Origin of the sequence: Pseudonocardia autotrophica, from assembly GCF_003945385.1 — a bacterium.
GTDB classification, from domain to species: domain Bacteria; phylum Actinomycetota; class Actinomycetes; order Mycobacteriales; family Pseudonocardiaceae; genus Pseudonocardia; species Pseudonocardia autotrophica.
On sequence record NZ_AP018920.1, the window covers coordinates 794,386 to 807,745 of the forward strand.

The 13,360-nt window shown below is 73.7% G+C and carries 14 protein-coding genes; 9 read left to right on the top strand and 5 right to left on the bottom strand.

The genetic code is table 11. The features are described 5' to 3' along the window. Positions 1 to 192: 192 nt before the first annotated feature. Genes Pdca_RS03880 through Pdca_RS03890 form a run of 3 tightly spaced genes read left to right on the top strand, consistent with a single transcriptional unit; the run spans position 193 to position 2,188 of the window. A complete protein-coding gene (locus tag Pdca_RS03880) occupies positions 193 to 555 on the top strand; it encodes a GntR family transcriptional regulator (protein ID WP_085914507.1) in 363 nt (120 codons plus the stop codon). After that, complete coding sequence (locus tag Pdca_RS03885; protein ID WP_085914508.1) at positions 552 to 1,442, top strand: ABC transporter ATP-binding protein; 891 nt, start codon at positions 552 to 554, stop codon at positions 1,440 to 1,442. The genes Pdca_RS03880 and Pdca_RS03885 overlap by 4 nt, the downstream gene beginning before the upstream one ends. Next, on the top strand, positions 1,439 to 2,188 hold the full coding sequence (locus Pdca_RS03890) for a hypothetical protein (protein ID WP_085914509.1): 750 nt from the start codon (positions 1,439 to 1,441) through the stop codon (positions 2,186 to 2,188). The genes Pdca_RS03885 and Pdca_RS03890 overlap by 4 nt, the downstream gene beginning before the upstream one ends. Positions 2,189 to 2,280: 92 nt before the next feature. Here the strand turns inward: Pdca_RS03890 and Pdca_RS03895 are convergent, their stop codons facing one another. After that, positions 2,281 to 3,309: an NAD(P)-dependent alcohol dehydrogenase gene (locus Pdca_RS03895; protein ID WP_232021403.1), complete on the bottom strand. Its 1,029-nt coding sequence runs from the start codon at positions 3,307 to 3,309 to the stop codon at positions 2,281 to 2,283. A 59-nt stretch (positions 3,310 to 3,368) separates the two neighbouring features. Here Pdca_RS03895 and Pdca_RS03900 point away from each other — a divergent pair, with 59 nt between their 5' ends. Continuing rightward, positions 3,369 to 3,893 (top strand): GNAT family N-acetyltransferase, encoded by a 525-nt coding sequence (locus Pdca_RS03900; protein WP_232021404.1) that lies wholly within the window; start codon positions 3,369 to 3,371, stop codon positions 3,891 to 3,893. A gap of 41 nt (positions 3,894 to 3,934) precedes the next feature. Then, entirely contained in the window at positions 3,935 to 4,390 is a 456-nt protein-coding gene (locus Pdca_RS03905) for a VOC family protein (RefSeq protein WP_085914510.1), read from the top strand. Position 4,391: 1 nt separating this feature from the next. On the opposite strand, the gene Pdca_RS03910 is transcribed toward Pdca_RS03905, so the two are convergent. After that, entirely contained in the window at positions 4,392 to 5,579 is a 1,188-nt protein-coding gene (locus Pdca_RS03910; protein WP_125911250.1) for a THUMP-like domain-containing protein, read from the bottom strand. A gap of 93 nt (positions 5,580 to 5,672) precedes the next feature. Here Pdca_RS03910 and Pdca_RS03915 point away from each other — a divergent pair, with 93 nt between their 5' ends. Both Pdca_RS03915 and Pdca_RS03920 read left to right on the top strand, forming a co-directional pair. Next, a complete protein-coding gene (locus Pdca_RS03915) occupies positions 5,673 to 6,896 on the top strand; it encodes an MFS transporter (RefSeq protein WP_085914512.1) in 1,224 nt (407 codons plus the stop codon). A 336-nt stretch (positions 6,897 to 7,232) separates the two neighbouring features. Continuing rightward, the gene (locus Pdca_RS03920; RefSeq protein ID WP_125911251.1) at positions 7,233 to 8,759 is read left to right on the top strand and encodes a glycoside hydrolase family 16 protein; all 1,527 of its coding nucleotides are present in this window, start codon (positions 7,233 to 7,235) and stop codon (positions 8,757 to 8,759) included. A 54-nt stretch (positions 8,760 to 8,813) separates the two neighbouring features. On the opposite strand, the gene Pdca_RS03925 is transcribed toward Pdca_RS03920, so the two are convergent. Next, positions 8,814 to 9,161 carry a tetratricopeptide repeat protein gene (locus tag Pdca_RS03925; protein ID WP_085915163.1) on the bottom strand — a complete coding sequence of 116 codons (348 nt, stop codon included), beginning with the start codon at positions 9,159 to 9,161 and terminating at the stop codon, positions 8,814 to 8,816. Between the two features lie 139 nt (positions 9,162 to 9,300). Here Pdca_RS03925 and Pdca_RS03930 point away from each other — a divergent pair, with 139 nt between their 5' ends. Together Pdca_RS03930 and Pdca_RS03935 are read left to right on the top strand one after the other, a co-directional pair. Continuing rightward, positions 9,301 to 10,656 carry a glycosyltransferase family 2 protein gene (locus Pdca_RS03930; protein ID WP_085915164.1) on the top strand — a complete coding sequence of 452 codons (1,356 nt, stop codon included), beginning with the start codon at positions 9,301 to 9,303 and terminating at the stop codon, positions 10,654 to 10,656. A 117-nt stretch (positions 10,657 to 10,773) separates the two neighbouring features. Beyond that, positions 10,774 to 11,580 carry an SGNH/GDSL hydrolase family protein gene (locus Pdca_RS03935; protein ID WP_125911252.1) on the top strand — a complete coding sequence of 269 codons (807 nt, stop codon included), beginning with the start codon at positions 10,774 to 10,776 and terminating at the stop codon, positions 11,578 to 11,580. 21 nt (positions 11,581 to 11,601) lie between these two features. Here the strand turns inward: Pdca_RS03935 and bla are convergent, their stop codons facing one another. After that, on the bottom strand, positions 11,602 to 12,492 hold the full coding sequence (gene bla / locus Pdca_RS03940; RefSeq protein ID WP_232021620.1) for a class A beta-lactamase: 891 nt from the start codon (positions 12,490 to 12,492) through the stop codon (positions 11,602 to 11,604). A gap of 49 nt (positions 12,493 to 12,541) precedes the next feature. Then, a complete protein-coding gene (locus Pdca_RS03945; RefSeq protein ID WP_085915167.1) occupies positions 12,542 to 13,270 on the bottom strand; it encodes an SDR family oxidoreductase in 729 nt (242 codons plus the stop codon). Between the last annotated feature and the right edge of the window lie 90 nt (positions 13,271 to 13,360).

Genomic DNA, 13,360 nt, shown 5'->3' on the forward strand with positions numbered 1-13,360 from the left:
CGGCCGGTGCCGGACGGCGGGTGCCGACAGTGTCGGCGATCCGGGCCGGTGTCGCGATCGGATTGGCATCGGCATGCACCGACTTATATAAGTAGAAACGGAAATAGATCAGGACTGGACGACGAGCTTCGTCAGCTCTATGGTTCATTACATGACTAATGAGCCACCGCACTACAGCACCGGAAGGTCACCGTGAACGACGACGGCCGCCCACTGTTCGTGCAGATCGCGGAGGAGATCGCCTCCGCGGTGGTGGACGGGACCTACTCGGAGGAGACCCAGGTCCCGTCCAGCAATGAGCTGGCAGCGTTCCACCGGATCAACCCGGCGACCGCGGCCAAGGGGCTCAACCAGCTGGTCAGCGAGGGTGTCCTCTACAAGAGACGGGGGATCGGCATGTTCGTCGCCGAAGGGGCGCGGACCCGGCTGCTGGAGAGCCGCCGGGAGGACTTCGCCCGGCAGTACATCGCTCCACTCGTGATCGAGGCCCGCAAGATCGGGATCGATGCGGAGCAGCTCAAGAAGATGATCGACGTCTGGGGGGACGACCGATGAGTGTGATCGCCGCCGCCATGCACGGCGTCACGAAGCGCTACAGCGACGTGACCGCACTGGACGACGTCAGCTTCGCGCTGCAGGAGAACCGCATCCACGGGCTGCTGGGCCGCAACGGCGCGGGCAAGACCACCGCGATGCAGATCCTCACCGCACAGAACTTCGCGACGTCGGGCACCGCCGAGATCTTCGGCGAGCAGCCCTACGAGAACGCCAGGGCGCTCGCCCGCACCTGCTTCATCCGGGAGTCCCTGAAGTACCCGGACGACTACAAGGGCCGGCACGTGCTCGCCGCCGCCCGGCACGTCTTCCCGAACTGGGACCAGGCGTTCGCCGACCAGCTGGTCGAGGAGTTCGGGCTGCCGGTCGAGCGGGCCTGCAAGAAGCTCTCCCGTGGGCAGCACTCGGTGGTCGGGGTGATCATCGGGCTGGCCTCGCGGGCGCCGCTGACCTTCTTCGACGAGCCCTACCTGGGTCTCGACGCGGTTGCCCGGCAGATGTTCTACGACCACCTGCTCGCCGACTTCGCCGAGCACCCGCGCACCGTCGTGCTGTCCACGCACCTGATCGATGAGGTGTCCGACCTGATCGAGCACGTCGTGCTGATCGACAACGGACGGATCCTGATCGACGAGGAGGCCGAGGCGCTGCGCGGCCGCGCGATCGTCGTCACCGGGCCGGTCGAGCCGGTCGAGCGGTTCGCCCGCGGCCACGTCGAGCTGCACCGCGAGCAGCTCGGCGGGTTCCTGCGGGTCACCCTGTCCGGTGCGCGCCCGGCGACCTCCGAGCCGAACCTGTCGTTCGAGCCGGTCTCGCTGCAGCAGCTCGTCGTCCGGACCACCCAGCAGAGCTCCGGAGTCCGTCTCGACCGGGAGGTCCTGTCATGACCGCCGCAACCGCAGAGCCGACGTCGCAGCCGGCGTTCTCCGGCACCGACCGGGTGCTCGCGGCCGCCCGCCTCAGCACCGTCGCCTTCCGGGGGCGGGTGCTCGGCGCGTGGCTGATCCTCGCCGCGATCTTCATCGTGCACCAGGCGATCTGGTGGGTGATCCGGGCCAACGCCGGGGGCGAACCGAACGGATTCACCGGCGCGCTGTCGTCGTTCTACTTCATCGTGGCCAGTACGTATCTGGCCCTGATGACCCAGGTGATGCCGTTCGGGCTCAGCCTGGGCATCACCCGGCGACACTTCTACCTGGGCACCACCCTGCTGGTGGCCGCCGAGACGCTGTTGAGCGCGGTCTTCCTGACGCTGTTGCTGCAGGTCGAGCGATGGACAGGCGGCTGGGGACTGCAGGTGCAGTTCTTCGAGATGTTCTTCATGGGGCAGCCCAACCTGTTCCTCCAGGTGCTCGCCTACTGGGTCCCGCTGATGACGATCTCGTTCGCGTTCGTCGCGATCGGAGCCGTGTTCCGGCGCTGGGGACAGTTCGGGGTCTGGGCGGTCTGCGTGGGCCTGCTCGTGGTGGTCGCGGCGATCGTCATGTACTTCACCTGGCAGGACGCGTGGCTCTCGTTCGGGATGTTCTTCGTGGAGACGCCGACGATCCTGCTCCTCGCCGGCTACCCGCTGATCCTGGCGGCGCTGTCACTGGTGGGCGGCTACCTGGTGCTGCGACGGGCGCAGCCCTGATCCGGCCCCTGATCCACGGCCGGGCGGGGACCCGGTCGCACCGTGCGCGGTCCGGCATCCACTGGGGGGTGGTGCCGGGCCGCGCACGCACGTCAGGGCCGGACCATCACCTTGACCTGCGCCGGGTCCGGGGACAGCGCATCGCCGACGTGGTCCAGGTCGACGTGCCCGGTCACCAGCCGGTCCAGGTCCACCGACGGCGCCAGCGCCACCGCCGCAGGCCAGGTGTTCGCGTAGCGGAAGGTGCCGGTCAGGGTGATCTCGCGGGACTGCAGCGCCGACACCGGCAACGTCATCTCGTCGGCACCCATCCCGACCAGCACGGCCACCCCGCCGGGGCGCACCGCCGCCAGCCCGCCGAGCACCGCGGGGGCGGCCCCCGAGCAGTCCACGAACACGTCCACGTCCATGTCCACATCGGGATCGCGGGGGTCGTCGACAGCCGGGTCCAGCGCCGCGGTCGCGCCGAACGCCCCGGCCAGTGCCCGGCGGTCCGGGTCCGGGTCGATCACCAGTACCTCCGTCGCCCCCTGCACCGCGGCGACCTGCGCGACCAGCAGCCCGATCGGGCCGGCCCCGGCGACCAGCACCCGGGACCCGAGCCCGGTCCCGGCCCGGCGGTGTGCCCAGATCGCCACCGAGAGCGGCTCCAGCAGGGCCGCGGCGTCGTCGGAGACGTGATCGGGCACCGGATGGGCGAAGTCGTCGGCGATCGCGACGTACTCGGCGAATGCCCCGTCCACCGGTGGGGTCGCGAAGAACGTGATGTCCGGGCACAGGTTGTAGGCGCCGGTGTGGCAGTAGCGGCAGCGCCGGCACGGCACGCCCGGCTCCAGCGACACCCGCTGCCCGATCCGTGTGGTGTCCACCCCGGTGCCGACCGCGACGATCCGGCCGGACGGTTCGTGCCCCAGCACCAGCGGATCGCGCACCACGAAGTGGCCGATCCGGCCGTGCCGGAAGTAGTGGACGTCCGATCCGCAGGTGCCGACGGCGGAGATCCGGACCAGCACCTCCCGGTGCCCCGGCCGGGGCACCGCCCGCTCCTGCACCTCCAGCTCACCGGCGGTGCGCAGCACGCTGCACCGCATCGACTCGGGCACCTCGACGCTCGCGGTCACAGCACCGACCGTGGCACGCGAACCGGCACACCGCTCGTCCGGTGGGTGATGATGGTCCGGTGGACGTGCGGATCGACCCGCTCGACGAGCGCGGGCTGGCGGAACTGCTCGACGCGGCGGTGCGCGGCGCCGACCCCGGCGAGGTGATGCCCGCCGGGCCCGGTGCGGTCTGGGACGCGGCGCTGCGCTCCGGGTTCCTCGCGTTCCACCGGAGCCGGTCACTGGGGCCCGCCCCGGTGGAGCGCACCTGGGTGATCCGGGTGGACGGCCGCGCCGCCGGTGCGGTGCGGCTGCAACCCGGCCCGGACGACACCGAGCTGGGCATCTGGCTCGCCCGCGGGGCGCGCGGCCGTGGCGCCGGTACGGCCGCGGTCCGGCAGCTGCTCGCCACCGCGGCCGGACCCGGATCGGGTGTACCGCTCGTCGCGCGGACCACTGCGTCGAACGTCGCCGCGCTGGGCCTGCTGCGCGCTCTCGGAGCCGATCCGGAGCCCGGCGGGGAGGGCGCCGTGACGCTGCCGACAGCCACGGTCGATCATGTGCAGCGGCGCGGACCTGGACACGGGGTCGGCCCGACCGATTGACTTCAGGCCGTACATGACGGCCGGACGAGGAGAAGGTGCCGATGGGTGCGGGCATCGAACGACCGGCCGTGACCGGCTTCCACCACGTCTCGGCGGTCGTGACCGACGTGGAGTCCAGTGCCACCTGGTATCAGCGGGTGCTGGGTTTGCAGAGATTGCCGATGACCTTCCCGCACCACGGCATCGGCGGTTCCCGCTATCCGGTGCCGGACGACGAGAAGGCGGCCCTGCTGCTCGACTCGGCGACCGGGGTCATGATCGAGCTGCACGCACCGACCGGTGGCGACGGGGGCCCGGACCGCGGCGCACTCGATCACCTGGCGTTCGGCGTCGCCTCGCGGGACACCCTCGACAGCTGGGCGGCGTGGCTGGACACCCTGTCGGTGCCGCACGAGGGCGTCGTCGACCGGACCGACCCGACCGACTACGCGACGCTGGAGTTCCGCGACCCGGACGGGATCGCGCTGGAGTTCATCTACTTCCCCGGCCGCGGCTGACTCACGGGTCCACACACACGAGGCCCCACGGCCGGTCGTCGACCCGGGTCATGACGACGGTCGCCCGCCTCGATCCGCGCCCGCGCAGCTTCCGGGCGATGGCGTCGACGTCACCGGCGAGGCCGCGGCGGCGCACGTCCACCGCGCCGACGTCGAGATCGCGCAGCAGCAGGGGCAGCCGCTTCTGGTCCCACGGCCGGGAGTCGATCACCCGCAGGGTGCGCGCGAAGGGTGTGCCGGGTGGCTCGTCGTCGGCGGTCAGGAACGCGATCCGCCGGTCGATCCGGGACGTTCCGGTGGTGCCGGCCAGCGCCGTCACCAGCCCGGCCCGGGTGACGGCCGGATTCGGGTCGAGCAGCCAACGGCCCGGCTCGACGACCGGCACGCCGGTGTCGCCGTCGTCCGGGTCGGGCTCGCCGGCCAGCACGTGTGCGGTGCCGTCGCCGGCGAGGACGCTCGCCCGGGTCCGATTCCCGGCCAGCGCGGGTGACCACAGCGCCGCCTCCTTCAGGTCCCGGCCGAGCGCGATGAACTCGAGCTCCCAGCCGGGCGGGACCACCGCGTGGTCGATGCCCGGCGCGGCCTTGATCCCGACGGCGTCGGTCCGGGCGGTGAGCCCGAGGCACCAGTCCAGCGGGGGCTCCGAGTCGCCGGTCCGCATCCGGCCGCCGGACGAACGACGGGCCGGATCGACGAAGACCCCGTCCACACCGGACAGGTCGGCGGCACGGACGTCCGACCGGACCGGGTGCAGGGTCCCGCCGTGCACCGCGACGTTGCGCCGGGCCATCCACAGGTGCACCGGGTCCAGGTCGACACCGGTCACCTCGCGCCCGGCGGCGAGCGCGCCGGCGTCACCGCCGATCCCGCAGCACAGGTCTGCCAGGTGGCCGCGTCCGGCGTAGCGGGCGGCCCGGTGGCGGGCGATCACCTCCGAGGAGGCCTGCTCCAGTCCGTCCCGGGTGAACCACATCGACCCGGCGCGGGCGAACTTCGGGCCGGCCCGGTCGCGCAGGTCGGCGAGCGCCATCGCGTCGGCGACCAGGGAGGCGTCGTGCTCGCGGCGCAGCGCGGTACCGATCCGCAGGGCCGCGGTGCCGGAGCGGTCGGTACCCGCCAGCCGGTCCAGCAGGGCGGTTCCCTCCGGGCCGGCGAGCCGGTCCAGCCACGCGGTCTGCTCGTGCTCCACGGCGACCACCTTCCCGGACGGCGGGGGACCGGCTGCGTCCCGGGTTCCGGATCGCGCGTACCGTCGGTCCGGGTTCGGGGAACAGGGGGGATCGTGGTCGAGCAGGACGGCCGCGTCCCCGGTGTACCGGCGCGAGGCGCCCGGCTTCCCCGCGAGATCTACGTACTGGTCGGGGCGTCGTTCGCGATCGCCATCGGGTTCGGTCTGGTCGCTCCGGTGCTGCCGGCGTTCGTCCGGTCCTTCGACGTCGGGATCACCGCGGCGTCGGCGGTGATCAGCGTCTTCGCGCTCTCCCGGCTGCTGTTCGCACCGATGGCCGGGTCGGTGGTCAGCCGGTTCGGCGAGCTCCCGGTCTTCGTCTGGGGCCTCGCCGTGGTCGCCGCGACGACCGGCGGACTGGCGTTCGCGACCGCCTACTGGCAGCTGATCGCGTTGCGGCTGATCGCCGGTGTCGGCTCCACGATGTTCACGATCTCGGCGGTGTCGCTGCTGGTCCGGCTGTCCCCGGCGGCCCAGCGCGGGCGCGCCACCAGCCTGTGGGCGACCGGATTCCTGCTCGGCAACATCGCGGGCCCGCTGCTCGGCGGGACGCTCGCCGCGATCGACATCCGTGCGCCGTTCCTGATCTACGCCGGGCTGCTCGTGCTGGTGCTCACCGTCGGCGGGCGGATGCTGCGCAGCCCGGACGGGCCGGTACCGGAGGAGGCGGCGCCGAGCGCCCGGTTCCGGGACGTGCTGCCGAACCGGGCCTACCGGGCGGCGCTGGTGGGGAACTTCGCGAACGGCTGGGCGGTGTTCGGCGTCCGGATCGCGCTGGTGCCGCTGGTGGTGGTCGAGTCGCTCGGCCGGGAGGACGCGTTCGGCGGCATCGCGCTCGCGGTGTTCGCCGCCGGGAACGCGCTGACCCTGCTGCCGGGGGGCCGGATCGCCGACCGGCTCGGGCGGCGTCCGCCGCTGATCACCGGGCTCGCCGTGTCCGGAGCGGCGACCGCGCTGCTCGGCTACACCGCCTCGCCGTGGCTGTTCCTGGTGCTGTCGCTGGTCGCCGGGTTGGGCAGCGGGCTGCTCAACCCGCCGTTGAACGCCGCGGTGGCCGACGTGATCGGCGAGCGTGGCCGGGGCGGGTCGGTGCTCGCCGGGTTCCAGATGTCGGCCGATCTCGGCGCGATCAGCGGGCCGCTGATCGCGGGTGCACTCGCCGAGGGCGTCGGGTACGGGCCGGCGTTCGCGCTCACCGGCGTGTTGTCGCTGGCGGCGGCGCTGGTGTGGTGGCGGGCACCGGAGACCCTGCCGGGCCGGGGCGCCGCCGCCCGCTGAGCCGGGCCGGCCGGCGGGTCACGCACGGCGCACTCGGGTACACCCGGACGGGGCCCACCACGTGCCACCCGCTGTTCACAGCCGTTCACCGTGGCCCCCGGATTCCCGCCCGCCCCGCGCCGGCGACCGCTCACCGACGCCCGACGGCCCTGAGGCCCCGCGGTGGGGGACGCCCGTCCGGGTGAGCTCACCGCACCGTCGGGTGGCTCGCGTGGTCGATGGGCGCGGTCCGCACATAGCGTCCGCGATATCGGACAAGCCGGACACGGACGGGGACGGATCGGAGCCATGAGGCGCGGACTCGCACGACGCACAGTGATCGGCACGACGGCGGTCGTGACAGCGAGTGTTCTCGCTTTCACCGGGAGCGGGATCGCGCTCGCCGATGGGGCGAGCGTGCCACCGGAACGGACACCCGCCGTGTCCGGGCAGTGGTCCGACGACGGCAGCGGGCAGGCCGGGGTCTCGGGGTCCGCGCTGCGCGATGGCTCGTGGCTGCGCGGCGCCGAGGCCGACGGTGCCGATCCGGCCGACCCGGCTGCGGATCCCGCCGACCGGACCGATCCGGGCGGGGCACCGGCCGATCCGGCCGATCCGGCCGATCCGGCGCCGGCCGGTACCGCGGCGGCCACGGGCCCGGCTACCGGTCCCGCCGCCGGTCCCGCGGATCCTGTGGACCCGGCCGCGGATCCCGCCGATCCGGCCGGTGCCGCGAGTCCCGTCGATCCGGCAGCCGGCCCGGCAGGCCCGGCAGACGACCGCGTCGATCCGGCCGATCCGGCAGTGGACCCGACCGACCCGGCCGCGGAACCCGCTGACTCGACCGGTCCGGCTGCGGACCCCACTGACCCGGCAGGCCCGGCGGACCCGGCTGACCCGACGGGCCCGGCTGGTCCGGCTGCGGACCCGGCCGATCCGGCCGACGAGCCCGGCTCCGGGCAGGACCCGGACGATCCTGCTGCCGGCGCCGAGCCGTCCGATGCCGCCGACGAACCGGCCGAGACCGCGGCCGAGCGACACGGCTGGGGCACCCCGCTCCCGGCGTCCGACGAGTTCGACTACGTCGGCCCGCCGGACCCGGAGCGCTGGCACCACGCGGGCGAGTGCTGGCCGGGGCACGACGGCAACGGCGGCCGGTGTGCCAGCCGGTCCACGGTGGATGGGGAGAAGCTCGTCCAGACCGGTCTCGCCAACGGCGACTCGGCCTGGATCGCGTCACGGTTCAACCAGCAGTACGGCCGCTGGGAGGCCCGGGTGCGCTCGGAGGGACACGGCCGGAACAACGGCCGCCAGTACCACCCGCTGCTGATCATCTGGCCGGAGTCGAACCGCTGGCCGCAGGACGGCGAGTACGACTTCCTGGAGAACATGGCCCCCGGTGAGAAGTGCGTCGAGGCCTTCATCCACTACCCGCACGCTCCCGGGCCGGTGCAGCAGGAGTTCGTCCGCGAGCAGGACTGCGGCGAGCCGCTGACCGAGTGGCACAACATCGGCTTCGAGTGGACCCCTGATCACGTCAAGGGCTTCATCGACGGTGAGGAGTGGTTCAGCTTCTCCGGTGGTGCGCGGGGCAGCAGGCAGAACATCCAGGACATGCCCAGCGGACATCTGACGATCCAGCTGGACAACTTCTTCGGCGGCAACATGCAGCCCGCGACCTACGAGATCGACTGGGTCCGGATCTACTCGCTCGACGACGACGCAGAGGATGCCGACCGGGTCGACGACGCAGACCAGGCCGACGGACCGGACCAGGCCGACGGACCGGACCAGGCCGACGGACCGGATCAGGCTGTCGGGGCCGACCAGGCCGACCAGGCCGACCGACCTGAGCAGACCGACGAGGCCGCCCGGACGGACTGAGCCGGCCGAGCCGAGGGCCGCTCGTGCGCATCCTGCGCACGAGCGGCCCGCTCGTCAGCTCCCCAGTGCGGAGGCCAGCCGCAGGTGCGGCTGTGCCTCGTCGTGCCGGGAGCGCCGCTGCAGCGTCCGGCCGAGCAGCAGATGTGCGTAGCCGTCGGACGGGGTCTGCTCCAGCAGCTCACGCAGCACCGACTCGGCACGGCCGAGCTGGGCCGAGTGGTAGTAGGCCCGCGCCAGCAGCAGCCGTACCGCGGTGGCGTCCGGCTCGGCGTCGGCGAGCTCGACGAGCAGCCGGGAGGCCGCCACGTGGTCGCCGGAGTCGAACAGGTACGTCGCGCGCTCCCACCGGGCGGCGGGATCGGCTGGCTCGCCGGCCGTCCAGGGCAGGATCTCGAGGTTCATCGTTCCGGCCTCCCTCCGCATTCAGTTGATACGTCAACCACAACCGGACGAGGACCCGTTCTGTTCCCGTGACCAGGGCGACAACGGGACCACGTCGCATCTCAGCGTCATCACAGCGAGTCACGCGCACGATGGGGACATGGCGACGACACCGGACGAACCGACCTGGGTGGGCGAGCTGGACCGGCTGGCTCCGGCGCGCGACCTCGTGGTCGACGCGAGTTTCGGCGCCGCACGCCTGCTGGTGACGGTGGGTGGAACTCCGCAGGGTCAGGTGACGGTGCCGCTGCGCGACGGCCGGGCCGGTGCTGCCGACCTCGACGCCGCCGTGTCGACCCTCGGCTCGCCCGGCCTCGTCGAGCGGGCGCCGGTCGCGGCCGACCCGGTCACCGTGGTGATCGCGACCCGGAACCGGGCGGACTCGCTGTCGCGTTGCCTGGCCGCGGTGCTCGCCTCCGATCACCCGGCGCTGTCGGTGATCGTGGTCGACAACGATCCCGACGACGAGCTCACCGAACGGGTCGTCGCCGCGGCGGACTCGGCGCGGGTGCGCTACGTCCGGGAGGCCCGCCGTGGCGCCTCGGTCGGGCGCAACCGCGGTCTCGCCGAGGCCCGCACCGAGCTCGTCGCCTTCACCGACGACGACACCGAGGTCGACCCGGGCTGGGCCTCGCGCATCGCCGGCGCCTTCGCCGCCGATCCCGAGCTGGCCTGCGTGTCCGGCCCGGTCCTCGCCGCCCGCCTGGGCAGCGCCGAGGAGCGCGCCGCCGACGTCGCACTGGCCTGGAACAAGGGCTTCACCGCTCGCCGCTTCTCGCTCGACGACCCGCCCGTCGACTCCCCGATCTTCCCGTTCGCACCCGGCCTGTTCGGCATCGGCGCCAATCTCGCCGTGCGCGCCGCAGCGGCCCGCTCGGTCGGCGGTTTCGACGAGGCGATGGGGCCGGGCACGCCGACCCACGGCGGCGAGGACTGCGAGTTCCTGGTCCGGATGATCCTGGCCGGGCACGTCCTCGGCTACGTCCCGGGCGCCTACCTGTGGCACCACCACCGTCCCGACCAGCAGGCGCTGGCCGCCCAGATGGAGGGCTACGCACTCGGGCTCGGAAGCTTCCTCACGAAGGTCGCGCTGTCCCCGCAGGGTCGTGCCGTCGCGCTGCGCCGGCTGCCCGCGGCGCTGGCCCGGCTGCGGCACATCTCCGCCCGCGAGGCGGGTGCGGGTGACGCGATGCCGGAGACAGGTCTGGCGCAGCGCGGTTCCCGGTTCGCCCGCGGCGGCTGGGCCTACCTGCGCAAGAGCCGCGCGGTCCGGCACGCCGGTGGAGTGGTGCCGCCGCTGCTGTTGGCGGAGCGCTCCCGCACGGTCCCCGGGCACATCCGGCGGGCCGCGGCGCGGGCGAACGCGCAGCAGGCCGAGCGGACCGCGGGCGCCACCGTCACCGGTATGCCGCAGCCGCGCGCCGCGTCGTGCCCGCGCACGGCCCAGCCGGCCTGACCTCACGATCGGTTCACCTCGCCGTCCCCCCCCCCGGGGGGAACGGTGAGCGCGGAACCGGACCCCGGCGATCACCGCGGGACCCGCGGGGCGGCATGCTCGCACCGGGAGGGGATCGTGGACGACGAGCTGATGTACCGGTTGATCCGCTACGCCGACCTGACCGCGTGGCCGGCGTTCGCCGCGTTCGGGGTGCAGGAGGAGGCGATCGACCGGCTGCTCGCCGGTACCGCCGGCCTGAACCCGGCGGACGTGTCCGGGGTGCGTGACGGGCTGGCCGCGCGGGTGCGGGCCGACGCCGCCGCGCTGCTCACCGAACGCCCGGTCGCGGCCGGGCTGCACCGGATGGCGCTGCGCCCCGGTGAGCGGGTCGTGGTGGTCGGTGACTCCATCTCGGCGGACCGGCTGAGCTGGGCCCGGCTGCTCGCGGAGCTGGTCCCGCGGGTGCAGCGGGACGCGTCGGTCGAGGTGCTCGCGCTGTCCGGGCGTACCAGCTCCGAGGCGCTCGCGCTCGGCCCGGTACTGGTCTCCCGGATGCCGACCCGCGTGCTGGTGATGCTGGGCAGCAACGACGTACGGCGGGAGGGCGGGACCACCGGCGTCCGGATGGTGTCCGCGCCGGAGACCGCACGGAACCTGCGCGCGCTGCGCCTGCTGCTGGAGACCGAGTCCGGGGCCCGCGTGCGGTTCCTGGTGCCGCCGCCCGTCGACCCGGCCCGGGTCGGCGCGACCCGCGAGCTCACCGGCGAGTGGTGGGACGCTGCCGACTTCCCCGAGCTGGTCGCCGTGGTCCGTGACGTCGACCCGGACGCGATCGATCTCAGCACCGTCCCGGTCCGGCCGGAGTTCTGGGAGGACGACGGCCTGCACCCCAGCCCGGTCGGCCAGGTGGTGCTGCTGCGCGCGGTCCTCTCCGCCATGTGACCCGCCGGGTCGCCGGACGGTTCAGCCGCGCAGCGCCGCCAGCGTCGTGCGGGTGGCCGCGGCGACGGCCGCCTCGCCGCGATCGGGCTCCTCGTCGGGGTCGTCCGGCACCGTGAACACGCTCAGCACCACCGGCGCACCCTGCGGCGGGAACAGCACGCCCGCGTCGTTGCGCTCGCCGAGCGGCCCGCTGCCGGTCTTGTCGCCGACCTGCCAGCCCTGCGGCACCCCGGCCCGGATCTGCCGGTCGCCGGTGGTGTTGCCGCGCAGCCAGCCGAGCAGCCGGTCCCGCTGCGCGTCCGGCAGCGCGTCCCCGGTGGTGAGCAGCCCCAGGGTCGCCGCGAGCGCGGCCGGGGTGCTGGTGTCGAGATCGCCGTCGCGCTCGTTCAGCGCGGGTTCGAGACGGTCCACCCGGGTCACCTCGTCGCCGAGGCCGCGCAGCCATCCGGTCAGCTCCGCGGGCGATCCGGCCTCGCGCAGCAGCAGGTTCTGTGCGGTGTTGTCGGAGACGGTGACGGCCGCGTCGCACAGCTGCTCCACGGTCAGTCCGGTCGCGAGGTGCTGCTCGGTCACCGGCGCGTACTCCAGCAGGTCGGACCGGTCGTAGCGGACCGGCCGTGCGAGCAGGCCGGGATCCTGCACCGAACGGTGCAGCACGAACCCGGCCGTCAGTGCCTTCACCACCGAGCACATCAGGAACCGCTCGCCGTCCCGGTGCCCGACGGCCGCCCCGGTGCCGGTGTCGAGCGCGTGCACCCCGATCCGCCTGCCGAACTCGCGTTCCACGTCGGGGAGCCCTGGCACCGGCCCGGTCGGGGCCGGTGCGGGCGGACCGGCAGCCGGCGGGGCCGGGGCGCAGCCGAGCAGTGCGGTACCGAGGCCGGCGGCGAGCAGGGCGCGGCGGGAGAGCATCACCCGCCCATCGCAACAGGCCGTTCGCGGGAGCGGTGAACCGGGCGTCCTACCGTTGCCGGGCCGGGCGCACGACGATCTCGTTGACGTCGACCTCGGCGGGCTGGGACACCGCGTAGGAGATCGCGTCCGCGATCGACTCCGGCGGGATCGCGTTCGCCCGGTAGGCCGCCATCGCCTCCTGCGCGTACGGATCGGTGATGCTCTCCGCCAGCTCCGAGGTGACCACGCCCGGCGAGACCGTGGTGACCCGGATCCCGGCCGGGGACTCCAGCCGCAGCCCCTCGGTGATCGCCCGCGCGGCGTACTTGGTGCCGCAGTAGACGGCCGCGGTCGGACTGACCTCGTACGCGCCGACCGAGGCGACGGTGACCAGGTGCCCGCTGCCGGTCCGGCCGAAGTGCGGGAGGACGGCGGCGATGCCGTGCAGCAGGCCACGGATGTTGACGTCGATCATCCGGTCCCACTCGTCGGTCAGACCGGCGTCGAGCCGGGACAGCGGCATCACACCGGCGTTGGCGACCAGGATGTCGATCCGGCCGTGCCGGGCGACGACGTCGTCCACGGCGGCGGCGAACGCGGCCCGATCGGTGACGTCCAGCTCGTACGGCTCGATCCGGCCGTCCCCGGTGGACCCGGCCAGTTCGGCCAGCCGGTCCGCACGGCGTGCCGCCGCGACGACGGTCGCGCCGTCGGCGGCCAGCCGGGCGGCGACCGCCCGGCCGATCCCGCTGCTGGCCCCGGTCACGAGGGCGATGGGGTTCTCGTTGTTCGACATGCGTTCCAGTCGACCCCCGTCGCGGCCCGGGCGGGAGGCCCCGTCGACCGGGGGAGTGCCACACCCACCCACGCACCGTCGTACCGGGAG